The organism is Pseudomonas songnenensis, assembly GCF_003696315.1.
GTDB classification, from domain to species: Bacteria; Pseudomonadota; Gammaproteobacteria; order Pseudomonadales; family Pseudomonadaceae; genus Stutzerimonas; species Stutzerimonas songnenensis.
The window spans coordinates 570,581-592,474 of record NZ_RFFN01000003.1; the positions used below are offsets into that span (position 1 = coordinate 570,581).

Consider the following 21,894-nt stretch of genomic DNA (forward strand, 5'->3'; position numbering starts at 1 on the left):
GCCATGAGCGAACTGGCGACCGTTCCGGTCACCGCACTCAAGGGCGTCGGCGCCGCGCTGGCCGAGAAGCTCGCCAGGGTCGGCCTGGAAACCCTGCAGGACGTGCTCTTCCACCTGCCGCTGCGCTACCAGGACCGCACCCGCGTGGTGCCCATCGGTGCGTTGCGGCCGGGGCAGGATGCGGTGATCGAAGGCGTGGTGTCCGGCGCCGATATCGTCATGGGCCGCCGCCGCAGCCTGCTGGTGCGCCTGCAGGACGGCAGCGGCACGCTGAGCCTGCGCTTCTACCACTTCAGCCAGGCGCAGAAGGAAGCCATGAAGCGCGGCACCCAGCTGCGCTGCTACGGCGAAGCGCGTCCCGGGGCCTCGGGCCTGGAGATCTACCACCCGGAATACCGCGCGCTGACCGGCGAGCCGGCGCCGGTGGAACAGACCCTGACGCCGATCTACCCGACCACCGAAGGCCTGACCCAGCAGCGCCTGCGCAACCTCAGCGAGCAGGCGCTGGCGCGGCTCGGCCCGCACAGCCTGCCGGACTGGCTGCCCGCCGAGCTGGCCCGCGACTACCGGCTCGGCCCGCTGGATCAGGCCCTGCGCTACCTGCACCGGCCACCGGCTGACGCCAATCTGGAAGAACTCGCCGAAGGCCGCCACTGGGCACAGCATCGCCTGGCCTTCGAAGAGCTGCTGACCCATCAGCTGTCGCTGCAGCGCCTGCGCGAGCGGGTACGCGCCCAGCAGGCGCCGGCACTGCCAGCGGCGAAAACCCTGCCGCAGCGCTTTCTCGCCAACCTCGGTTTCAGTCCCACCGGCGCGCAGCAACGCGTCGGTGCCGAGATCGCCTATGACCTGGCCCAGGACGAGCCCATGCTGCGCCTGGTGCAGGGCGACGTCGGCGCCGGCAAGACGGTGGTCGCCGCCCTCGCCGCCCTGCAGGCACTCGAAGCCGGTTATCAGGTGGCGCTGATGGCGCCCACCGAGATCCTCGCCGAGCAGCACTTCCTCAACTTCAGCAAGTGGCTCGAACCACTCGGCATCGAGGTCGCCTGGCTCGCCGGCAAGCTCAAGGGCAAGGCCCGCGCCGCATCGCTGGAGCAGATCGCCGGCGGCTGCCCGATGGTGGTCGGCACCCACGCGCTGTTTCAGGATGAAGTGGTGTTCAAGCGCCTGGCGCTGGTGATCATCGACGAGCAGCACCGCTTCGGCGTGCAGCAGCGCCTGGCCCTGCGTCAGAAGGGCATCGACGGCAGGCTCTGCCCGCACCAGCTGATCATGACCGCCACACCCATCCCCCGCACTCTGGCGATGAGCGCCTACGCCGATCTCGACACCTCGATCCTCGACGAACTGCCGCCGGGCCGCACGCCGGTCAACACCCTGGTGATTGCCGACAGCCGCCGCCTGGAAGTGATCGAGCGCGTGCGCATCGCCTGCAACGAGGGGCGCCAGGCGTACTGGGTGTGCACGCTGATCGAGGAATCCGAGGAGCTGACCTGTCAGGCGGCGGAAACCACGTTCGAGGACCTTTGCGCGGCGCTGATCGGGCTGCGCGTGGGGCTGATCCACGGGCGCATGAAGCCGGCGGAGAAGGCCGCGGTGATGGAGCAGTTCAAGCGCGGCGAACTGCAGCTGCTGGTCGCCACCACGGTGATCGAGGTGGGCGTCGACGTGCCCAACGCCAGCCTGATGATCATCGAGAATCCGGAACGCCTGGGCCTGGCGCAGCTGCACCAGCTGCGCGGGCGGGTCGGTCGTGGCAGTGCGGCAAGTCATTGCGTGCTGCTGTACCATCCGCCGCTGTCGCAACTGGGCCGTGAGCGGCTGGCGATCATGCGCGAGACCTGCGACGGCTTCCTGATTGCCGAAAAGGATCTGGAGCTGCGTGGTCCCGGCGAGATGCTCGGCACCCGCCAGACCGGCCTGCTGCAATTCAAGGTCGCCGACCTCATGCGCGATGCCGAACTGCTGCCGGCGGTACGCGACGCCGCGCAGGAACTGCTGGCGCGCTGGCCACAACATGTCAGCCCGCTGCTCGAACGCTGGCTGCGTCATGGCCAGGAATACGGCCAGGTCTGACAACCATCCGTCGCCACAACGCCCGCGCCCGGCGGCTTCGCTATACTCGGCAGGTCACCACAACAGGTCCGCTCATGAATACTGCTGTCGACACCGAAAGCTGCTCCGAACTGCCCCTGCTGATCACCAAGCTGTTGAAAGACCTCGGTGTGAGTTACCAGATTCAGCGCGATCGCCCCAACCTTCCCGCCGCCCAGCGGGTGCAGGCCGTGCTGCTGGACGACAGCATCGGCGCCATGCTGGTGCTCTTCCCGCAGGATCACCTGCTCGACCTGGCGCGGCTCGCCGAACTCACCGGTCGCGAGCTGGCGGCGGTGAAGCCGGAGCGGCTGGCGCGCATGCTTGCCAAGCACGAGCTGACCCGCCTGCCGGGCCTGCCGCCGTTGACCAGTTCGCCCTGCCTGTACGAAGAGCAACTGCTGCAGCAACCGCGCCTGCTGGTGGAATCCGGCCAGCCGGGGCTGCTGGTGGAAGTCGCAGGTGGAGAGTTCAAGCGCATGCTGAGCAAAGCCACGGCGGGCAGCTTCGCCGTGCCGCTGAGCACCATCCGGCCCAATCTGGACCGCCCGAACGATGACCGTGCGGAAATCACCCAGGCGGTGCAGAGTTTCACCGCACGGCGCATCCAGAAGCGCCTGGAAGAAACCATCGAAATCCCGCCGCTGCCGCATACGGCGCAGAAGATCATCAAGCTGCGGGTCAACCCCGAAGCCACCGTCGACGACATCACCGGCGTGGTGGAAACCGACCCGGCACTGGCGGCGCAGGTGATCAGCTGGGCGGCCTCGCCCTACTACGCCGCGCCCGGGCGCATCCGCTCGGTGGAAGACGCCATCGTCCGCGTGCTGGGTTTCGATCTGGTGATCAACCTGGCCCTCGGTCTGGCACTGGGCAAGACCATCAGCCTGCCCAACGACAAACCGCAGGAGGCCACACCCTACTGGCAGCAGGCGATCTATACCGCGGCGGTGATCGAGGGGCTGACCCGCGCCATCCCCCGCGAGCAACGCCCTGAGCCGGGTCTGAGCTACCTGGCCGGGCTGCTGCACAACTTCGGCTATCTGGTGCTGGCGCACGTCTTCCCGCCGCATTTCTCGTTGATCTGTCGGCACCTGGAAGCCAACCCGCATCTGTCGCACAGCCATGTCGAGCAACATCTGCTGGGCATCACCCGCGAGCAGATCGGCGCCTGGCTGATGCGCCTGTGGGGCATGCCCGAGGAACTGGCGGCCGCCCTGCGCTTCCAGAACGACCCGGGCTACGACGGCGAAGACGCGGCCTATCCGAACCTGGTCTGTCTGGCGGTGCGCATGCTGCGCAACCGCGGCATCGGCAGCGGGCCGGATGCCGAAGTACCGCAGGAACTGTTCGATCGCCTGGGTATTACCCGCGAAAAAGCCAACGATGCCGTGGCCAAGGTGCTTGCCGCCGAAGCTGCGCTACGTACGCTGGCGATGCAGTTCAATACGCCACACTGACGACCGATGCCGTCGGGTCTGCGCCAAAGGCTGCAGGCCCGGCGGCAGCTCCGGATCAGGCACCCTCAAGTGCTGGCACGAAAGCTCACCCGCGCATTCACCAACCCTTCTCCGGCGCGTTCCAGGCTGACTTCCGTAACGCTCACGCCCTGGCCCTGCAGCGCGTCGAACCAGCGCAGCAGCAGCGCGTAGGAGGCCCCGGGAAGGCTCACCTGCAGGCTGCCGTCGCTGCCGTTGTCGAAGCTCTCGATCGACAGATTGCCCTGCTGCGCGCTTTCGGTGATCACCCCCTGCAGCTGCTCCGGCGCCAGGTCGACCTGATTGCTGCGCTCCATCTGCCGCGCCAGTTCGGTGTTCTGCTCCATGTAGGCGTGCAGCTCGCGCTGCGCCTGGTAATACTCGCGCGCCTCGGCGGCCTGGCGCTGCGCCGGCAGCCACAGCCAGAGGTAGAACAGCACCGCGAGCAGGAAAGCGCCGAGCAGGCTCAACGAGGTGCGCTCGCGGGGCGCCAGCCGTTGCCAGCGCTGCCACAGCGGTGAATCGGCGAGGCGCACAGCCAGTTGTTGCTTGAGATTCATCATCAGCCTCCGATCACCACGCGCGCACTGACGCCGTCACCTTCGCGACTGGCCGAGCCCAGCTGCACGCTCTGCCCCGCTTCACCCAGACGGCGACGCAGGGTTTCCAGCGTGGCGAAGTCCATCGCCTGCACCTGCAGGGCCAGATCACCACGATCCTGGTTGTAGTCGAGCTGGCCGATGGTCACCGGAATGCCGTCCTCCAGCGCCGCGGCGGCGTGGTCGAGCAGGCGCAGAAAGCCCGCCTGCCCGCCGCTGCCGCGGGCCAGGTGATCATCGAACTGCGCGCGCATGTTGACGATGCGGATGTCCTCCGGGAACAGCTCGCGATACAGCGCCAGACTGGCCTCGGCATAGGCATCACCCTGGCGCTGGAAATACCAGGCCTGACTCAGATTGAAACCCAGCTGCACCAGCAGAATCAGCCCGGCGACGGCAAACAGCGGCTTCCAGTAGCCGAGGCCGGTGTTGCCGACCTCTACGGCGAAGTCGCCCTGAGCCAGATTGACTGCCGCCGCGCGCTGGGCGACGAGAAAGGCATACGGATCATCCACTTGCCGATAGCCGTCGAGCGCCAGCGGCGGCTCGCTTTCGCTGCCCTGGGCGTGCCAGGGCGCCGGGCAGAAGGCGGAAAGCTGTGGCCAGTCTTCGCTGGCGAAAGCGAGTCGTGTCTCACCGATGCCGCCAAGCAGACCACGCGCGCCGACGAACAATAGCTGCGTGTCCTCCCGCGGGAGCAGGTCGGCATCGACATGGATCGCCACGATCAACAGACCCAGCTCGCGCAGCTGCTCCAACCAATCGGCCAGCAGCTGGCGACGGATCGCCACGACGCGCTGGCGGCCATCCGGCAGCGTTTCGCCCAGGGCCAGGTGCAGATCATCGACGTTTTCGGCAAGCAGCTCCTCGGCGGCGTAGGCCAGCGCCTGCTGCATCCAGCGCGCCTTGCGGGTCGGCAGGCTGATCGCGAAGAAGCTGCAGACTTCGGCCGGCAGGATCAGGCTGATCGCGCCACTGCCACCGCTGCAGTCGGCCAGGGGCTGCCAGCGGCCTGGGCCGTCCTTGGGCAGCCAATAGACACGCGTATCGCCATCGAGCCTGGCAGGGCTGTCGGCAGGCAGAAACAGGCAATCCATGATCTAGCGTTCTCCATCGGATGAGCGGGCCAACCGGGCAGGCTGGCCAAGATTTCGCGCGAGCACGCGCACGCTGCCGTCCTGCTCGCGTTGCAACAGGCTGACCAGCGCCAGCCGGCGATCGCCCAGGCGCACTTCGCTGGTGGCCTGGAAGAATTGACTGCCAACTGCCAGCGCAGTGCCCTGTAGCGTAGTGCCGGCCATGGCCGGCTGCGCGAGGAACGCCGCGCTGTTGCGAAACGGTGCGACACGACGCAGCTCCACCAGCGACTCGGCCGCAGCGAGGCTGAGGTTGTCGCTCAGGCTGGAAAGCACCATCGCGCTCGCCGTGTTCACGTTCAGCGGCACGTTGGGCGGCAACGCGGCGACATGGGGCGCCAGACGCTGGAAATCCTCCTCGCGCATATCCAGCAGCAGGCGCAGCTCGGACAGGTCATGCAACCGGCGCCCGGCATTGCGGTACGGCGGGTCGAGCGCGAGATAGGCGTTGTCTTCGGCACCGAATTCGCCGCTCGCCTGCTGGTCAGGATCGAGCCAGTCCAGCAGGCGCTCGGCATACGGCGCGCTGATCTGCAGGCGCAGCAGCAGCCGGCGGAACTGCTCGACCGCTGCGGGGTTAGGCTGTTGATCACGCAGCAGGTCATTGAGGTTGAAGCGCCCGGCCAGATCCTCGATACGCACCAGGATTTCGCCCTGATCGATCTCGAACGCCGGCAGCGGCTGCGCCCAGGGTTCGAGCAGATGATCGACCGCCGCGGCCTCACCACTGGCGCCCGGCTCGCCCGTCGCGCCAGCCCGCAGATCGCGAGCGAGGATGGCCTGCGCCAGCGCCTCGCCGCCCAGCGCGTAATGCCAGGCCTGGCGCGCCTGCAGCTGGTTGCTGCTGGCACGGATGCTGAGCTGCTGGCGCGCCACCATCGCCGCGCTGACCACGGTGACGATGGCCACCACCAGCAGCACGGTGATCAGCGCCACGCCGCGCTGGCGCCTCATTGCGGCAGCTCCCCTTCGAACGGCTCGGGCACGCCCTCGGCGCCGGGCAATGCCTGCTGCGTCGCCTGCTCGGCAGCATCGGGCAGGCGCAGCACACGCGTGATCCGACCGTAGCGGGCATGTTCGATGTTCAGTTCCAGCCCGACCGGCAAGCGCTCGGCAGCGTCTTGCGGACTGCCGCGGCCGAAATCGAATGGCGGCCACTCCTCGTGCCACACGGCTTCCTCGTCCAGGTAACGCAACTGCAGGCCCTGGACGTTGTCCAGCACCCGCTGCACGCGTGGCTCACTGTCGAGGTCGCGGTCGAGCACCACCCAGTAGACGCGCTCGAGGTTGTCACCCGCCAGGCGCCAGCGTACCCGCTGCAGATTGGCACGCCGCAGGCCGGTGGGATTGCGCCAGCCGGCGCGGGTCAGCTCCAGCACGGGCGCGCCATCCTCACCACCCAGCTGGCCGATAAAGGCGTTGCGCTCGTCACCGAAGCCGTCGCGAATCGGCCGCCCGATCACCTGTTGCAGGTCGCGTTCGAAGGCCCACACCGCACGGCTCAGCTCGCGCAACTGCAGCTCCTGGGCGCGCACGGCCTCATCGCTCTGCAGCACCGCTTCGAGCATGCGGTAGGTGCCGAGGCCAAGCAGCGCGAACAGGGCGATGGCAATCAGCAGTTCGAGCAGGGTGAAACCGGCGCAGTCGCGCGGGCGAGCGTTCATTGGCGCGCCACTCCCGGGCCGACCGCAATGAAGCCGGTGAGGCTGGTCACCGCTCGCTCAGACACCGAACCGCTGCGCCCGCGCGGCGTCTGCAGCGCGACCCAGACGGTGACGCGCAGCAGGCCAGGGTCGGCGCTGGCCTCGATTTCACTGAGCGTTTGCCACTTGCGGCTGCCGTAATCCAGCTCCTGGGTTTCGCGGCCGATGGCAGGCGGGGTCTGCTGCAACTGCAGTTCGCTGATGCGGTTGTCGGCGATCCAGCCGGCCAGGGTCAGTTCCTCCAGCCGTCCGGCGTTGGTCAGGCTGCGCCCGGCCGTCGTGAGCACCACCGCCGACACGCTGGCGAAGATCGCCAGTGCCACCAGCACTTCCAGCAGAGTGAAACCGCGGCCGGCCCTGGCCGAGCGTCTGCTCATCGCCTGTCCTCGATGACTTTCGCCTCAGGCAGACGGAAGCCGTCACTGGTGACCAGCCAGCCACCACCGCGCGGCTTGCGTTCGGACAGGCGCAGGCTGAACGGCGAAAGCTCGCCGCTGGAAAGGATCAGCAACTGCGGCTCCAGCCGCGGCGCGCGGCGTGCGGTTCGCTCGCCGTCTCCGGACAGCCCGGCGCGGTCGTCCTCGCGCTGGGTCGGCGCCACCAGTTCCAGCGGCGTGCCGTCCAGTTCCAGATCCAGGCGCATCCACTCCGGCACCTTGTGCACCTTGCGCCGCTCGACTTCCAGCCAGCGCGTCGCTGCCTCGTCGTAGCGCAGTACGCGATAGCCCTCGCTGTTGACCAGCAGGCCATACTCCCGGCTGTCGAGCACCGCCTCGTCGCTGAGCACGCCGATCAGCGCGGCCAGGCGGCGCGCCTCGTCACGCAGCTCGCGCGAGGTGCTCGAGCCGCCGACGCTGAGCACCGCCACGCTGACCAGAATGCCCAGCAGGACGATCACCACCAGCAGTTCGATCAGCGTAAAGGCGCGGGCGCGCTGCCGCATCGATTAGAGGTCCCAGTTACCGATGTCGGCGTTGAGCTCGCTACCGCCGGGCTTGCCGTCGGCGCCGAAGGAGTAGAGGTCGAACTGGCCCTGGGTGCCCGGCGAGAGGTACTGGTAGTCGTTGCCCCATGGGTCCTTCGGCAGGCGTTTGAGGTAACCGTCGCGGTTCCAGTTCTTCGGCTGCGGGGTGCCGGAAGGCTTCTTCACCAGTGCATCGAGCCCCTGCTGGGTGCTCGGGTAGGCGAAATTATCCAGCTTGTACATGTCCAGCGCGGCGGCGATCGCCTTGATGTCGCCCTTGGCCACGGTGACCTTGGCCTGATCCGGCCGGCTCATCACCTGCGGCACCACCAGCGCGGCAAGGATGCCGAGGATGACCACCACCACCATGATTTCGATGAGGGTGAAGCCCCCTTGCGTGCGTCGTTGCAACTTCATTGTCGTTACCCCACCAGTTGGTTGAGAGAGAGGATCGGCATCAGGATCGCCAGCACGATGACCAGCACCACAGCCCCCATGAACACCAGCATGAACGGTTCGAACAGGCCGACCAGCAGAGACACCTGGGCGGCCAGGTCGTTCTCCTGATTGCGCGCGGTTCGCGCCAGCATCTGATCCAGTTCACCGGATTTCTCGCCGCTGGCGATCATGTGCAGCATCATCGGCGGGAATTCGCCGGTGGCATCCAGCGCGCGGGTCAGGCTGCTGCCCTCGCGCACCTTCTGCGCCGCCTCCACCACCCGCTCACGGATGCGCAGGTTGGCGATCACCGCGGCAGCGATGGACAGCGCCTCCACCAGCGGCACGCCGCTCTTGGTGAGGATCGCCAGGGTCGAGGCGAAGCGCGCCGTATTGGTCGCCCGGCTCAGCCGACCGATCAGCGGTATCCGCAAGATGAACGCATGCCAGCGCAGGCGCAGCGCCGGGTCGCGCAATGCCGCACGCATGGCCATCAAGGCGGCGACGATGCCGAGCACGATCAGCCAACCCCAGTTCTTCACCACGTCGCTGGTGGCGATCAGCCCGCGGGTCAGCGCCGGCAGTTCCTGACCGGTGTTGACGAATACCTTGACCACGTCCGGCACCACGTAGCCGAGCAGCAGCACGACGATGGCCAGCGAGGCGACCATCAGGATCACCGGATAGAGCAGCGCCAGCTGGATCTTCTGCCGCGATTGCTGACGCTGGTCGGTGTAGTCGGCCAGCTGGTCGAGCACCAGCCCGAGATGGCCGGCATGCTCCCCCGCCGCCACGGTGGCGCGGTAGAGTTCGGGAAAGGCCGACGGATATTCGCGCAGCGCCGCGGCCAGGCTGTGGCCTTCCATCACGCGCGCACGCACGGCCAGCAGCATCGACTTGATCTTTGCCGAGGTGGACTGCGCCGCTGCTGCGCGCAGGGCCTCCTCGATCGGCAGCGCGGCCTGCACCAGTGTCGCCAGCTGCCGGGTCACCAACGCCAGATCGCGCGCCGACAAGCCACGACCGAAACTAAGGCCGCCGCGGCTGACGTCTTCCTTGGACTTGGCCTGCTTCACCTCCAGCGGCGCCCACTGTTTCTCGCGCAGCAACTGCCGCGCCTGACGCGGGCTGTCGGCTTCGATCAGCCCCTTCTGCTCGCGACCACGCGGGTCGAGGGCCAGGTATTCGAAGGCAGCCATCAGACCTGCCCCAACGCTGGCGACTCACGGTCACGACCGTTTCCGCACGGACACCGCACAGCCATGAGGCCCCAGCCGCCGGGCTGCAGATGCCTGTCCAGACGAATCGGAAACAACCTCATGCCCTCATTCCTCACGCGTCACCCGCAGCACTTCCTCGATGGTAGTCACGCCTTCGCGCACCTTGCGCAGGCCGTCGTCGCGGATGCTCGGGCCCAGCACCCGGGCGTGACGTAGCATGTCCTGCTCACTGGCGCGGGTGTGCACCATCGTGCGCAAGGCGTCGTCGAACAGCACCAGCTCGTAGATGCCGGTACGCCCGCGGTAACCGAGCCCGCGGCACTGCTCACAGCCTTCGGCGTGATACAGCGTCGGCGCCTCGGCCGGGCTGACGCCGAGCAGCGCACATTCGGCGGCATCAGCGACGTAGGCGCGCTTGCAGTCATTGCACAACACCCGCACGAGGCGCTGGGCCAGCACGCCAAGCAGCGACGAGGAAATCAGAAATGGCTCGACGCCCATGTCCACCAGGCGCGTGACCGCGCCGATGGCACTGTTGGTGTGCAGCGTGGAGAGCACCAGGTGGCCGGTCAGCGAGGCCTGCACCGCCATGTCGGCGGTCTCCTGATCGCGGATCTCGCCGACCATCACCACGTCCGGGTCCTGACGCAGGATGGCGCGCAGGCCGCGGGCGAAGGTCATGTCGACCTTGGTGTTGACCTGGGTCTGGCCGATGCCCTCGAGGTGGTACTCGATGGGGTCTTCGACGGTGAGGATGTTGCGGGTGCGGTCATTGAGCGTGGTCAGCGCGGCGTAGAGCGTGGTGGTCTTGCCGGAGCCGGTGGGGCCGGTGACCAGAATGATCCCGTGGGGCTTCTTCACCGCCTGCTCCAGGTGGTCGCGGTCCTGCTCGTTCATGCCCAGATGACGCAGGGTCAGGCGCCCGGCCTGCTTGTCGAGCAGACGCAACACCACCCGCTCGCCATTGGCCGAGGGCAGCGTGGAGACGCGGATGTCGACCTCGCGGCCGCCGACCCGCAGCGAGATGCGCCCGTCCTGCGGGATGCGCTTCTCGGCGATGTCCAGCTTGGCCATGACCTTGATCCGCGACACCAGCAGCGCCGCCAGCTCGCGCTTGGGCTGCACCACTTCGCGGAGGATGCCGTCGACGCGAAAGCGGATCACCAGGCGCTTCTCGAAGGTTTCGATATGGATATCCGAGGCGTTCTCGGCAATCGCTTCGCCGAGAATGGCGTTGATCAGGCGGATGATCGGCGCGTCGTCCTCCTGCTCCAGCAGGTCCTCGGTTTCCTGGATCTGATCGGCCAGGCTGGCCAGGTCGAGGTCGTTGCCCAGCCCCTCGACCATCAGCATCGCCGCCGATGAATCGTGCTGGTAGGCCGCGCCGAGCGCCTGATCGAAATCCGCCTGGGCCAGCCATTGCATCGGCAAGCGCATACCGACCACCCGCTGCGCCTCCTGTACCGCGGTCAGCGCGGCACCTTCACGCAGGCCCAGACGCAGCTCGCCGCCGCGCTCGAGCAGGATCACGCCGTGGCGGCGGGCAAAGGCGAACGGCAGGCGGCGCTGAGCCGGCTGTTCGAGCAGCGAGGTGACTTCGTTTACATCGAGTTCGGGCATCGTCCAGCTCCACCAGCGATACGCAGCGACCCGACGTCACCGCGCTCGAAACACTCCAATCGGGTCCAACCAGCCTAGTTGGACTACAAGGATTGGATGACATTTCAACGTGCGCGCGTTTTTCCTGCATATCGACTTAACCCGACACCAAGGTCGGAGACGCTTGGCACCGCTGACGAATACCCCGTCAATGGCGCGTCATTCATGATGCGGCCGTGTCGTGTGCCTGGCGCGGACGAATTGCTCGTACGCAGAGCCAAACAGGACGCAATCTGCAGCGAAGCACGGAAAACAGGCAGTCATCCTGCGACCGGCGCGTCAAATACAATCGTTTGATTGAAACAGTTGTTTGATTTTTTCAAGGCTTGCAGAATGCCGCGCCGGGCGATCGGTTTTTGCGCATCGCTTAGCGGGCTTCACCTGTTCCAAACCCCGCCCGCCAGAGCAGCGGGCGGGTGAAAAGCACGTCGGTGCGCGGTCCGCCGCAGCACCGGTCATGATCACGCAGGAGAACAACAACAATGCACATCGGTGTTCCTCTCGAAACCCACTCCGGGGAAACGCGCGTCGCCGCGACCCCGGAAACCGTCAAGAAACTGATCGGCCAAGGGCACCGGGTGACGCTGCAAAGCGGCGCCGGGTTGCTTTCCAGCGTGCCGGACAGCGCCTATGAAGCGGTCGGCGCAACCATCGGCGATGCGGCCGCGGCATTTGCCGCCGAGCTGGTGCTGAAGGTCAATGCGCCGGACGAGGCCGAACTGGCGCAGATGCAGTCCGGCAGCGTGCTGCTGGGCATGCTCAACCCGTTCGACAATGACTGCATCGCGCGCATGGCAGCCCGCGGTATCACCGCCTTCGCGCTGGAGGCCGCGCCGCGTACCTCCCGTGCGCAGAGCCTGGACGTGCTCTCCTCGCAGGCCAACATCGCCGGCTACAAGGCGGTGCTGGTCGGTGCCCATCACTACCCGCGCTTCATGCCAATGCTGATGACCGCCGCCGGTACGGTGAAGGCCGCGCGCGTGCTGATCCTCGGTGCCGGCGTCGCCGGGCTGCAGGCCATCGCCACGGCCAAGCGCCTGGGTGCGGTGGTCGAGGCTTCGGACGTGCGCCCGGCGGTGAAGGAGCAGATCGAATCGCTCGGCGCCAAGTTCGTCGACGTGCCGCTGGAGACCGACGAGGAGCGCGAATGCGCCGAAGGCGTCGGTGGCTATGCGCGGCCGATGCCGGCCTCGTGGATGGCGCGTCAGGCGCAGGCGGTGCACGAGCGTGCGCTGCAGTCGGACATCGTCATCACCACCGCGCTGATCCCGGGCCGCAAGGCGCCGACACTGCTGCAGGAAGCCACCGTCGAGCAGATGAAGCCCGGCTCGGTGATCGTCGACCTGGCGGCCGGGCATGGCGGCAACTGCCCGCTGACCGAGATTGACCAGGTGGTGGTGCGCCACGGTGTGACCATCGTCGGCCACGCCAACCTGGCGACGCTGGTCGCGGCCGACGCCTCGGCGCTGTACGCCCGCAACCTGCTGGATTTCCTCAAGCTGGCCATCGACAAGGACGGCCAGTTCCAGCTCAACCTCGAAGACGACATCGTCGCCGCGTGCCTGATGTGCCGCGACGGCCAGGTCGTGCGGACCAACGGTTAAGGGAGACGCGAACATGGATCTGATTTCAGACGGCATCTACAACCTGATCATCTTCGTGCTGGCGATCTACGTCGGCTACCACGTGGTCTGGAACGTCACCCCGGCCCTGCACACCCCGCTGATGGCGGTCACCAACGCGATCTCGGCGATCGTCATCGTCGGCGCCATGCTGGCCGCCGCGCTCACCGTCACCCCGCTGGGCAAGGCCATGGGCACGCTCGCCGTGGCGCTGGCCGCGGTCAACGTGTTCGGGGGCTTCCTGGTCACCCGTCGCATGCTGGAAATGTTCAAGAAGAAGGACCGCAGCGCGGCCAAGGCGGAGGGCAAGTAAGCCATGAGCATGAACCTGATCACCCTGCTCTATCTGGTCGCCTCGGTGTGCTTCATCCAGGCACTGAAGGGCCTTTCCCACCCCACCACCTCAAGACGCGGCAACCTGTTCGGCATGATCGGCATGGGGCTGGCCGTGCTCACCACGGTCGGCCTGATCTTCAAGCTCGGCAGCGAGCTGGCCACCGCCGGCATCGGCTACGTGATCGTCGGCCTGCTGATCGGCGGCAGCGTCGGCACCGTCATGGCCAAGCGCGTCGAGATGACCAAGATGCCCGAGCTGGTTGCCTTCATGCACAGCATGATCGGCCTGGCCGCGGTGTTCATCGCGATTGCCGCGGTGGTCGAGCCGCAGTCGCTGGGCATCGTCGAGCAGATCGGCTACGCCATTCCCGTCGGTAACCGCCTGGAACTGTTCCTCGGCGCGGCCATCGGCGCCATCACCTTCTCCGGTTCGGTGATCGCCTTCGGCAAGCTGTCCGGCAAGTACAAGTTCCGCCTGTTCCAGGGCGCTCCGGTGGTGTTCAAGGGCCAGCACATGGTCAACCTGGCCGTCGGCCTGGCGATCGTCGGTCTGGGCCTGGTCTACACCTTCACCGGCAACCTCGGCGCCTTTGCCATTCTGGTGGCGCTGGCCTTCGTCATCGGCGTGCTGATCATCATCCCCATCGGCGGTGCGGACATGCCGGTGGTGGTGTCGATGCTCAACAGCTACTCGGGCTGGGCGGCCGCCGGTATCGGCTTCTCGCTGAACAACTCGATGCTGATCATCGCCGGCTCGCTGGTAGGCTCGAGCGGCGCGATCCTCTCGTACATCATGTGCAAGGCGATGAACCGCTCGTTCTTCAACGTGATCCTCGGCGGCTTTGGCGCCGACGCCGATGCCGGCGGCCCGGCGGGCGCCCAGCTGGAGCGCAACGTGAAGTCCGGTTCGGCCGACGACGCCGCCTTCCTGCTGACCAACGCCGACACCGTGATCATCGTCCCGGGCTACGGCCTGGCGGTGGCCCGCGCGCAGCACGCGCTGATGGAACTGGCGGAGAAGCTGACGCACATGGGCGTGACCGTGAAGTACGCGATCCACCCGGTCGCCGGCCGCATGCCGGGGCACATGAACGTGCTGCTGGCCGAAGCCGAGGTGCCCTACGAGCAGGTCTTCGAGATGGAGGACATCAACTCCGAGTTCGGCCAGGCCGACGTGGTGCTGGTGCTCGGCGCCAACGACGTGGTCAACCCGGCGGCGAAGAACGATCCGAAGTCGCCCATCGCCGGCATGCCGATCCTCGAGGCGTACAAGGCCAAGACCGTCATCGTCAACAAGCGCTCCATGGCCAGCGGCTATGCGGGCCTGGACAACGAGCTGTTCTACATGGACAAGACCATGATGGTCTTCGGCGACGCCAAGAAGGTGGTCGAGGACATGGTCAAGGCCGTCGACTGATCGCCTCGCGCTGAAACGAAAAACCCCTCCCGGCCATGCCGCGAGGGGTTTTTCTTTGCCGGTCGAAGGTCAGACGCTGAAGCCGAACACCTCACCCAGGTGCCGGCGATAGCGCTCGACATCCGCCTCGATCTGCGGCCGCTTCATCACGTCGACACAGAGGAAGGTCGGCAGACCCTGCATGCCGAGGAACTCATGGGCCTTGTGAAACGGCAGGTAGACCGCATCCACGCCCTTGCCGGCGAAGAAATCGCTGGGGTCGTCGAAGGCCTGCTGCGGCGCATTCCAGGTGGCGGAGATCATGTAGCGTTTGCCCTGCAGCAGACCGCCGCTGCCGTACTTCTGCGAGGCATCGGAGCGGGTGCGGCCATCGTTGGCGTAGAGACTGCCGTGGCCGGCGGTGAACACCTCGTCCAGGTATTTCTTCACCGTCCAGGGTGCGCCCATCCACCAGCCGGGCATCTGATAGATCAGCGCATCGGCCCAGAGGATCTTCTCGACCTCCTGCTGCACGTCGTAGCCGGCATCGATCTCGGTGGTGCGCACCTCGAAGCCAGCAGCCATGAGGGTTGCGATGGCTGCCTGATGCAGCGTTGCGTTGTACTGGCCGGCGGAATGGGCGAAGGCCTTGCCGCCGTTGAGTAGCAGAATCTTCTTCATGGAATGCCTCAGCAACAGAATGGCGCGCAGCTTAGCCACCCCTGCGCACCGCTCCCAGACCGTAGCGGGCAAATGATCTTTGCGCTGCAGTCACGAATCCACCGCTGATTGGCTTCGGGTCAACCGGCTTTTGCGACCGCTGTTGTTTCTGGTCGCGACGCATAGCGCTGCGCCAGTACCGCGCAGACCATCAGCTGAATCTGGTGGAACAGCATCAACGGCAGGATCAGCGTGCCCAGCGCACCGCCAGCGAACAGCACCTGCGCCATGGGAATGCCGGTGGCCAGGCTCTTCTTCGAGCCGGCGAAGAGAATGGTGATGCGGTCTTCCAGGTCGAAGCCCAGCCAGCGCGCGACCAGCCAGGTGATTAGCAGAGCCAACGCGAGTAGCAGACAGCAGGCCAGCACCAGACCCAGCAGCTGCGGCAGCGGCACCTGCTGCCAGATGCCCTCGACCACCGCATGGCTGAACGCGGTGTAGACCACCAGCAGGATCGAGCTCTGGTCGACGTTCTTCAGCCAGCCCTTGTTGCGCGCCACCCAGTCGCCAATCCAGCGTCGCGCGATTTGCCCGGCGATGAACGGCAGCAGCAGCTGCACGACGATCTTGCCGATGGCATCCAGGGTCGAGCCGCCTTCACCCTGGGCGCCCATCAGCAGCAGCACCAGCAGCGGCGTGAGGAAGATGCCGATCAGGCTCGAAGCCGCCGCGCTGCATACCGCCGCCGGGATATTGCCGCGTGCCAGGGACGTGAAGGCGATGGCCGACTGCACCGTAGCCGGCAGGGCGCAGAGGTAGAGCATGCCCAGGTACAGCTCTGCACCGATCATCGGCGTCAGCACCGGGCGCAGCGCCAGGCCGAGCAGCGGGAACAGCACGAAGGTGCAGCTGAACACCAAAAGATGCAGGCGCCAATGGCCCATGCCGGCGAGGATCGCACTGCCCGACAGCTTGGCGCCGTGCATGAAGAACAGCAGGCCGATGGCCAGATTGGTGATCCACTCGAACACCACCACACCCTGCCCGCGCGCCGGCAGCAGCGTGGCGATGGCCACTGCGCCGAGCAGCGCGAGGGTGAAATTGTCCGGTAGCAGGCGGGGTCTGGCCATGGGAGCTCCTGATGCGTGTGGCTTGCAGCGAATGGGTCAGGAGTCTACTGTCGGCTCGAACATCCGACTAACGCCATTGGCCAGACAAATGTCGAGAAAAGGACAAACCAGCCTCGCCCAGCGCAGCATCCCGGTCATGGATGCGCTGCCGCGACCGCTGTTCGCCCGCAGCGAATCCCTGGCCGAACGGACCACTACACCACGCCACAGCCACCCCTGGGCGCAGCTGTCCTACGCCATCAGCGGCGTGCTGCGCGTGCATACCGAGCGCGGGCGCTTTCTCGCTCCGCCGCAGCGCGCCATCCTGATCCCCCCGGGTTTGCTGCACGAGGTGATCAGTTCGCCGCAGACCGAGATGCGCAGCCTGTACATCGACCAGCGCGCCGTGCCCTGGGCGCCTGCGCATTGCCAGGTGCTGGCCGTGAGCCCGTTGCTGCGCGAACTGATCCGAGCATTCGGCACGTTGCCAGTGGACTACGACGAACAGGGCGCCGACGGCCGTCTGGCCGCGGTCATCCTCGACCAGCTACGCGCCGCCCCGGAGCTCGGCTACTCGCTGCCCTGGCCCGACGATGTACGCCTGCGCGGCATCTGCGAGGCCCTGTATGAACAGCCGGACCTGTCCCTCAGCCTGGCGCAGTGGAGCGAGCAACTGCACATATCCGAGAAGACCCTGACCCGCCAGTTCCAGCGCGACACCGGCCTCAGCTTTCGCGCCTGGCGCCAGCGTTTGCGCCTGCTCAGCGCCCTGCCATTGCTGGAGCAGGGCCAAGCGGTCACCGACGTCGCCCTGGCCTGCGGCTACGACTCCACCTCGGCGTTCATCGCCGCATTCGGTCAACAGTTCGGCACTACGCCGGGTGCGCTGGCAAGGTCGCCGCGCCCGTAAGCGAACAGTTGCTCGTCGCGCGAGCAGTACAGTTACGCTCGCCATCAAACTGCACCGGCACAATTGACTTCCCCTGTGGCTGTATCAGCCGCTGGCCGCGCGCGATCCTGTCTGCCCATAACCCGCACCCGGCTTGCCGGGAAGGATCGCGCTCATGGACCGCTCTCTGACTCGTCCATACCAGGCCAGCCTCCGTAGCCGCAGCTGGCAGCCGCTGTTGCGGCTGCTGCAGCGCTGGCAACGCAACTACCGTACCCGCCAGCAACTGGCACAGCTCGATGACCGCCAGCTGGCCGATGTCGGCATCAGCCATAGCGAGCGTGCCACTGAACTGGACAAGCCGTTCTGGCGCTGAGGCGGCTCGCACTATCACGTCTGCCGATCCCCGCCTAAGCTGGTCGGTACGGCCCTGGCGGCGGGAACGCAACGCCCATGGCACGGTCTAGAGCCTCATTACTGGAGATCTGCCATGTCCCGAATCCTGCTCCCCTTCTTCGCTGCCGGCCTGCTGCTGAGCGGCGCTGCCTCGGCAGCCAGCTTCACCGCCACCACCGACATGGTGGTCGGCGGCCTGATCAACACTGTCGATGCCACCTCGGACCTCACCTCGTCCCTGCGTGACGACAAGCTGGTGCTCGACGCCCGTGACGACGCCGCACGCTTTGTCGCCAGCCGTGGCGATCTGCGCGGTGCCCACCTCGAAGCGGCGCTGCAGCACATTCGCGGCCAGCAGCCGCAATTGCAGGCCAGCGATCTGCAGCTGGCCGAGGCGATACTCGCCCTGTGACGAGCCCGGCAGCGGACGCTGCCGAAACCTGCGGATGCAACCGGGCACTGGCTCTGAGGCAGGCGTTTCGCTAGCCTTGGCGCCGTTTTTCCCGGCTACAGGTTGCCCATGCGTTCGTTTTCCATCGCCCTTCTGCTGTTCGGCTGCAGCGCCGGCTCCGCCATGGCGTTCGATGTCACCACTGCTGCCATCGTGCGTACCAGCTACGTCAGCAGTCAGCTCACCAGCGCTCCCTTCGACAACAAGCTGATCGCCGAGGCCCGTGAAGATGCGGCGGGCTTCGTGGCCAGCGAGGGGCAGCTCGTTGCGGCACGCCTGCAGGCCGCCCTGTCGCGTCTGCGCCAGGAACATCCGGAGCTTGCCGCCAGCGACCTGGAACTGGCCGAAGCGATCCTCGTCCAATAACCGCACCGCCTGCCGGTGCCACGACCCGTGAGAGATTCATCGATGAACAAGCTATTGCTCGCCGCCCCGCTGGCGCTGGCCGTCGCCGCGGGCACAGCCCAGGCGCAGACCCTCGTCGCCACCAGCAACATCGTCGTGCGTGCCCTGGACCGCAGCATCAACTTCACCTCCGACGTGACCAGCCGCATCAGTGACATGAAGGTCGTTGTCGAGGCCCGCGAAGACGCCGCCAGCTTCGTCGCCAGCGCCGGCGAGATCCGCGGTGCCCATCTGGAAGCGGCGATCGGCACCCTGCGCAGCGAGTTCCCCGCAGCGCGCAGCGCCAGCGACCTGCAACTGGCCGAAGCCATCCTCGCGCTGTGACCCGCCTCGGCGCCTGGCTGCTGGCGAGCGGCCTGAGCCTGGCCAGCATCGCGGCTCATGCCGAGCTGCGTCTGGTGCTCGACTCACGCACGCTGGACGCCGAGCAACGCGCCGCCAGCCAGGCGCTGCTGGACGAAGCCATGGCCGCACTGCCCCCGCGCCTGGTGCAGAGCCTCGATCGCGAGGTGCGCGTGCAATGGCGCGACAACCTGCCGGAACAGGCCTATGGCCGCGCCGGCGGCAAGCGCCTGGAACTCAACCGCCGCCTGCTGCCGACGCTTACCGACGGCAGCGCTGCCGAGGAAAAGACCAATCGACCCCACGGCACGGTGCGCCGTGAGCTGCTCGCCACCGTCATTCATGAAGTGGCGCATCTGTACGATCGCGCGCGCCTGTGGTCGCCGGATCAACACCTGCTGCAGGGCCATTGCCGTCAGCGCGCCAGCAATCTCGGGCAGGTCGGGCTGCCGGACGACTGCCGCGGGCAGACCGAACGCCGCTTCACCCTCAGCGATGACCCGCGCCTGCTCGATCTGGCCGGCTGGCCGCAACGGGTTGGCAAGCGCGGCCTGCGCGAACAGGACAACGCGCAGCTGGCGCGCAGTCCCGATCCGTACGAGCTGACCAGCCCGCTGGAATTCGTCGCGGTGAACCTCGAGTACTTCCTGCTCGACCCAAGCTACGCCTGCCGCCGCCCATCCCTGCACCGCTACTTCAGCGAGCACTTCGGCTGGACACCGGAGTCTGCTGACTGCACGCCGGGCTATCCCTTCCTCAACGCCGGCCGCGAGTTCGGCCGCACGCCCCTGCTCAGCCTTGACCCTGCGCGTGTCTACGAGGTCGATTACCTGTTCGCCGAAGCCAATGACGCCTGGGTCAGCCGCTGGGGGCATAGCATGCTGCGCCTGGTGATCTGCGCCCCCGGTCGCGAACCCGGTCCCGATTGCCGGCTGGATCTGGACCACCACCTAGTGTTGTCCTTCCGCGCCTTCGTCGATGACGTGCAGCTCTCCAGCTGGGACGGCCTCACCGGCGTGTACCCCTCGCGGCTGTTCATTCTGCCGCTCGGCCAGGTGATCGACGAATACACCAAGGTGGAGCTGCGCGGGCTGGCCTCGGTGCCCTTGAAACTGCACCCCGAAGAGATTCGCCAGCTAGTCGAGCGCAGCGCCGAACTGCACTGGAGCTACGACGGCGACTACTACTTCCTGTCTAACAACTGCGCGGTGGAAACCCTGAAACTGCTGCGCAGCGGCACGGCGCGCAGCGATCTGGTCGCACTGGACAGCATCATGCCCAACGGACTGCTGGAAGTGCTGATCCACCGCGGCCTGGCCGACGCCAGCGTGCTCGACGACGCCCGCGAGGCGCTGCGCCTGGGCTATCGCTTCGACTCCTACCGCGACCGCTACCAGGCCATGTTCGCCGTGCTCAAGGAACGCCTGGGCCTACCACAGCACAGTGTCGAGCAGTGGCTCGAGCTCGACGCTGCCGAACGCCAGCCATGGATCGACCGCGCCGACCTGCGTGCCGCCGCCGCCCTGCTGCTGGTCGAACAGGCCGCCCTGCGCCGCCAGCTGCTCCTGGCCCAGGACGAGCTGAAGAACCGCTACCTCGGCGGCCGCGGCCGCGACGCCAGCCTGAATAGGGCTGACGGCGCGCTGCAGGAAATCCTCGCCAGCAGCGGCTACCTCAGCCGCCCGGCCGAACTGCTCGACGGTGACGGCTACGGCCTGCCCCAAACCCGCGAATGGACCCGTCTGGAACGCGAAAGCGAACAACGCCAACTGCGCCTGAATCAGCTGACCGAAGAGCTGGACCAGGAAGTCCGGGTGCTGCTGGGCGATGAGCGGCGGGAGGAACTCGAAGCGATCGAAGTGAACCTGGCGCAGATAGGCGAGCGACTGCGCGGGTTGCATAAGGCTGGGGGTGGGTTGGAGTTGCCGTGAGAAGTTATTTACAGCAGTTATCAATTTAGCCCAAACAATTTGATTGCGGTAATCGGAAAACTGTCTCTTGCATCGGGATACAAGCTGATCATACGTCCAATCCCCGCTCTCGTTCCAAGTCGAGCAGCCGTGTAGTCGGGCCATTGGGTTGCAGACGTTCGGTGACAATCTGTGGCCAGCGATTGCGGGAGCGACGCTTGGCAATGCTGTAGGTGAACTCCTGCAGCCAGTTCATCGGGTAGAAAAACAGGTGTCCCAGATAGAGAGCCGCATCAGTCCACTCCAAGTAGTTCTTGCCCTCGTTGGCTTCTTTTTTCTCGGCAATCCTTTGCCGCCGGTAGGCAAGAAACCCGGTGGGGTTGGTATGGGCAGAAAGCATTTTCTTGACGTAGGCGTCGGACGCGCTGTGCTGGCCGTTTTCATCGAACCAGGGACCATTGTCCATATAGGCACGTAGCCATTCCCAAAAACCCTTCTGCATTTGAAGAGTTTTACCCATTGGTAAGCCGAGGCTTACCAGCAAGGCATTGTCGGGCTCGCCCAGGCGGCGTACGAGGATTTCCAGTGAGGCATTTCGCATACCCCCGGTATGTGGACCAACCATAACGAACTCGCCTGCCAGCGCCTGTATACCGTCCCAGGGGCTGTGGTACAGCTTGCCGTTGTGATCGAAATAGACTTCTCGGGTGCGGCGGTTGAAGAGTATCGGTAAGGGGAGTGGACGGCGGGTTTCCCACAGGAACGGAATAACGAACAGAGCGGCTGCTAAGATTACCCCTGTCAAAATGCCATCTGCATTTCCGCTCAGGATGAGGATGGAACACATGAGAAGCACCGTTACCCCACCAACTCCCAGTGCTCCAGTCAGCATTCCCCTGTCGGAATCCCCGCCGGTCTTGATGGCCAGATAATGCTCGGTATGTTCATCGGTAACGAACATCTCCCAAGGCTTTTCACCAGTGGGTTCATTGGCGCGCAACAGCAAATTCGGGGCCTGCCCGAAGCGGTTACGGGCTTGCTGGATTAGGTCACTTACAGCCATGCAAGCTCCTTGAGCCAGAGCACC

At 66.2% G+C, this 21,894-nt stretch carries 23 protein-coding genes; 11 read left to right on the forward strand and 12 right to left on the reverse strand.

The window, feature by feature from the left end:
* Positions 1 to 3 precede the first annotated feature (3 nt).
* Positions 4 to 2,076 carry an ATP-dependent DNA helicase RecG gene (gene recG, locus EA798_RS11340; protein ID WP_122099002.1) on the forward strand — a complete coding sequence of 691 codons (2,073 nt, stop codon included), beginning with the start codon at positions 4 to 6 and terminating at the stop codon, positions 2,074 to 2,076.
* A 74-nt stretch (positions 2,077 to 2,150) separates the two neighbouring features.
* Positions 2,151 to 3,554 carry an aminoacyl-tRNA deacylase and HDOD domain-containing protein gene (locus EA798_RS11345; RefSeq protein ID WP_122099003.1) on the forward strand — a complete coding sequence of 468 codons (1,404 nt, stop codon included), beginning with the start codon at positions 2,151 to 2,153 and terminating at the stop codon, positions 3,552 to 3,554.
* Positions 3,555 to 3,619: 65 nt separating this feature from the next.
* On the opposite strand, the gene EA798_RS11350 is transcribed toward EA798_RS11345, so the two are convergent.
* The 9 genes from EA798_RS11350 to gspE form a co-directional block, all read right to left on the reverse strand.
* A complete protein-coding gene (locus EA798_RS11350; RefSeq protein WP_122099004.1) occupies positions 3,620 to 4,135 on the reverse strand; it encodes a type II secretion system protein M in 516 nt (171 codons plus the stop codon).
* A complete protein-coding gene (gene gspL, locus EA798_RS11355; RefSeq protein ID WP_122099005.1) occupies positions 4,135 to 5,268 on the reverse strand; it encodes a type II secretion system protein GspL in 1,134 nt (377 codons plus the stop codon). Before gspL ends, EA798_RS11350 begins: the two co-directional genes overlap by 1 nt.
* Before the next feature lie 3 nt (positions 5,269 to 5,271).
* Positions 5,272 to 6,261 carry a type II secretion system minor pseudopilin GspK gene (gspK, locus tag EA798_RS11360; RefSeq protein WP_122099006.1) on the reverse strand — a complete coding sequence of 330 codons (990 nt, stop codon included), beginning with the start codon at positions 6,259 to 6,261 and terminating at the stop codon, positions 5,272 to 5,274.
* Positions 6,258 to 6,971 carry a type II secretion system minor pseudopilin GspJ gene (gene gspJ / locus EA798_RS11365; RefSeq protein ID WP_106156624.1) on the reverse strand — a complete coding sequence of 238 codons (714 nt, stop codon included), beginning with the start codon at positions 6,969 to 6,971 and terminating at the stop codon, positions 6,258 to 6,260. The genes gspK and gspJ overlap by 4 nt, the downstream gene beginning before the upstream one ends.
* On the reverse strand, positions 6,968 to 7,387 hold the full coding sequence (gene gspI / locus EA798_RS11370) for a type II secretion system minor pseudopilin GspI (RefSeq protein WP_122099007.1): 420 nt from the start codon (positions 7,385 to 7,387) through the stop codon (positions 6,968 to 6,970). Before gspI ends, gspJ begins: the two co-directional genes overlap by 4 nt.
* The gene (gene gspH, locus EA798_RS11375; RefSeq protein WP_106156630.1) at positions 7,384 to 7,953 is read right to left on the reverse strand and encodes a type II secretion system minor pseudopilin GspH; all 570 of its coding nucleotides are present in this window, start codon (positions 7,951 to 7,953) and stop codon (positions 7,384 to 7,386) included. The genes gspI and gspH overlap by 4 nt, the downstream gene beginning before the upstream one ends.
* 3 nt (positions 7,954 to 7,956) lie before the next feature.
* Positions 7,957 to 8,391, reverse strand: a complete 435-nt coding sequence (gene gspG / locus EA798_RS11380; RefSeq protein WP_122099008.1) for a type II secretion system major pseudopilin GspG — start codon at positions 8,389 to 8,391, stop codon at positions 7,957 to 7,959.
* Between the two features lie 5 nt (positions 8,392 to 8,396).
* Positions 8,397 to 9,611, reverse strand: a complete 1,215-nt coding sequence (gene xcpS, locus EA798_RS11385) for a GspF family T2SS innner membrane protein variant XcpS (protein ID WP_102839232.1) — start codon at positions 9,609 to 9,611, stop codon at positions 8,397 to 8,399.
* Between the two features lie 126 nt (positions 9,612 to 9,737).
* The gene (gene gspE, locus EA798_RS11390; RefSeq protein ID WP_122099009.1) at positions 9,738 to 11,252 is read right to left on the reverse strand and encodes a type II secretion system ATPase GspE; all 1,515 of its coding nucleotides are present in this window, start codon (positions 11,250 to 11,252) and stop codon (positions 9,738 to 9,740) included.
* A gap of 521 nt (positions 11,253 to 11,773) precedes the next feature.
* Here gspE and EA798_RS11395 point away from each other — a divergent pair.
* The 3 genes from EA798_RS11395 to EA798_RS11405 are packed head-to-tail and all read left to right on the forward strand — an operon-like array spanning position 11,774 to position 14,666.
* Positions 11,774 to 12,895, forward strand: coding sequence for a Re/Si-specific NAD(P)(+) transhydrogenase subunit alpha (locus tag EA798_RS11395; RefSeq protein WP_122099010.1), 1,122 nt, complete (start codon positions 11,774 to 11,776; stop codon positions 12,893 to 12,895).
* A gap of 13 nt (positions 12,896 to 12,908) precedes the next feature.
* Entirely contained in the window at positions 12,909 to 13,226 is a 318-nt protein-coding gene (locus tag EA798_RS11400) for an NAD(P) transhydrogenase subunit alpha part 2 (protein WP_003284152.1), read from the forward strand.
* Positions 13,227 to 13,229: 3 nt separating this feature from the next.
* Positions 13,230 to 14,666: an NAD(P)(+) transhydrogenase (Re/Si-specific) subunit beta gene (locus EA798_RS11405; protein ID WP_013981323.1), complete on the forward strand. Its 1,437-nt coding sequence runs from the start codon at positions 13,230 to 13,232 to the stop codon at positions 14,664 to 14,666.
* A 69-nt stretch (positions 14,667 to 14,735) separates the two neighbouring features.
* On the opposite strand, the gene mdaB is transcribed toward EA798_RS11405, so the two are convergent.
* Both mdaB and EA798_RS11415 read right to left on the reverse strand, forming a co-directional pair.
* Positions 14,736 to 15,326, reverse strand: a complete 591-nt coding sequence (mdaB, locus tag EA798_RS11410; RefSeq protein ID WP_122099011.1) for an NADPH:quinone oxidoreductase MdaB — start codon at positions 15,324 to 15,326, stop codon at positions 14,736 to 14,738.
* Between the two features lie 119 nt (positions 15,327 to 15,445).
* Entirely contained in the window at positions 15,446 to 16,435 is a 990-nt protein-coding gene (locus EA798_RS11415; protein WP_122099012.1) for a bile acid:sodium symporter family protein, read from the reverse strand.
* Between the two features lie 88 nt (positions 16,436 to 16,523).
* Here EA798_RS11415 and EA798_RS11420 point away from each other — a divergent pair, with 88 nt between their 5' ends.
* The 6 genes from EA798_RS11420 to EA798_RS11445 all read left to right on the forward strand — a co-directional run bounded on the left by EA798_RS11420 (position 16,524) and on the right by EA798_RS11445 (position 20,828).
* Positions 16,524 to 17,324, forward strand: a complete 801-nt coding sequence (locus EA798_RS11420; protein ID WP_167462940.1) for an AraC family transcriptional regulator — start codon at positions 16,524 to 16,526, stop codon at positions 17,322 to 17,324.
* A 154-nt stretch (positions 17,325 to 17,478) separates the two neighbouring features.
* Entirely contained in the window at positions 17,479 to 17,679 is a 201-nt protein-coding gene (locus EA798_RS11425; protein ID WP_106156647.1) for a DUF1127 domain-containing protein, read from the forward strand.
* A gap of 114 nt (positions 17,680 to 17,793) precedes the next feature.
* Entirely contained in the window at positions 17,794 to 18,111 is a 318-nt protein-coding gene (locus EA798_RS11430) for a DUF2388 domain-containing protein (RefSeq protein WP_122099014.1), read from the forward strand.
* Between the two features lie 108 nt (positions 18,112 to 18,219).
* The gene (locus tag EA798_RS11435; RefSeq protein WP_122099015.1) at positions 18,220 to 18,516 is read left to right on the forward strand and encodes a DUF2388 domain-containing protein; all 297 of its coding nucleotides are present in this window, start codon (positions 18,220 to 18,222) and stop codon (positions 18,514 to 18,516) included.
* Positions 18,517 to 18,558: 42 nt separating this feature from the next.
* Positions 18,559 to 18,879: a DUF2388 domain-containing protein gene (locus tag EA798_RS11440; RefSeq protein ID WP_106156653.1), complete on the forward strand. Its 321-nt coding sequence runs from the start codon at positions 18,559 to 18,561 to the stop codon at positions 18,877 to 18,879.
* Complete coding sequence (locus tag EA798_RS11445; protein WP_122099016.1) at positions 18,876 to 20,828, forward strand: DUF7844 domain-containing protein; 1,953 nt, start codon at positions 18,876 to 18,878, stop codon at positions 20,826 to 20,828. The genes EA798_RS11440 and EA798_RS11445 overlap by 4 nt, the downstream gene beginning before the upstream one ends.
* Before the next feature lie 88 nt (positions 20,829 to 20,916).
* On the opposite strand, the gene EA798_RS11450 is transcribed toward EA798_RS11445, so the two are convergent.
* Entirely contained in the window at positions 20,917 to 21,870 is a 954-nt protein-coding gene (locus EA798_RS11450; protein ID WP_122099017.1) for a hypothetical protein, read from the reverse strand.
* Positions 21,871 to 21,894 lie beyond the last annotated feature (24 nt).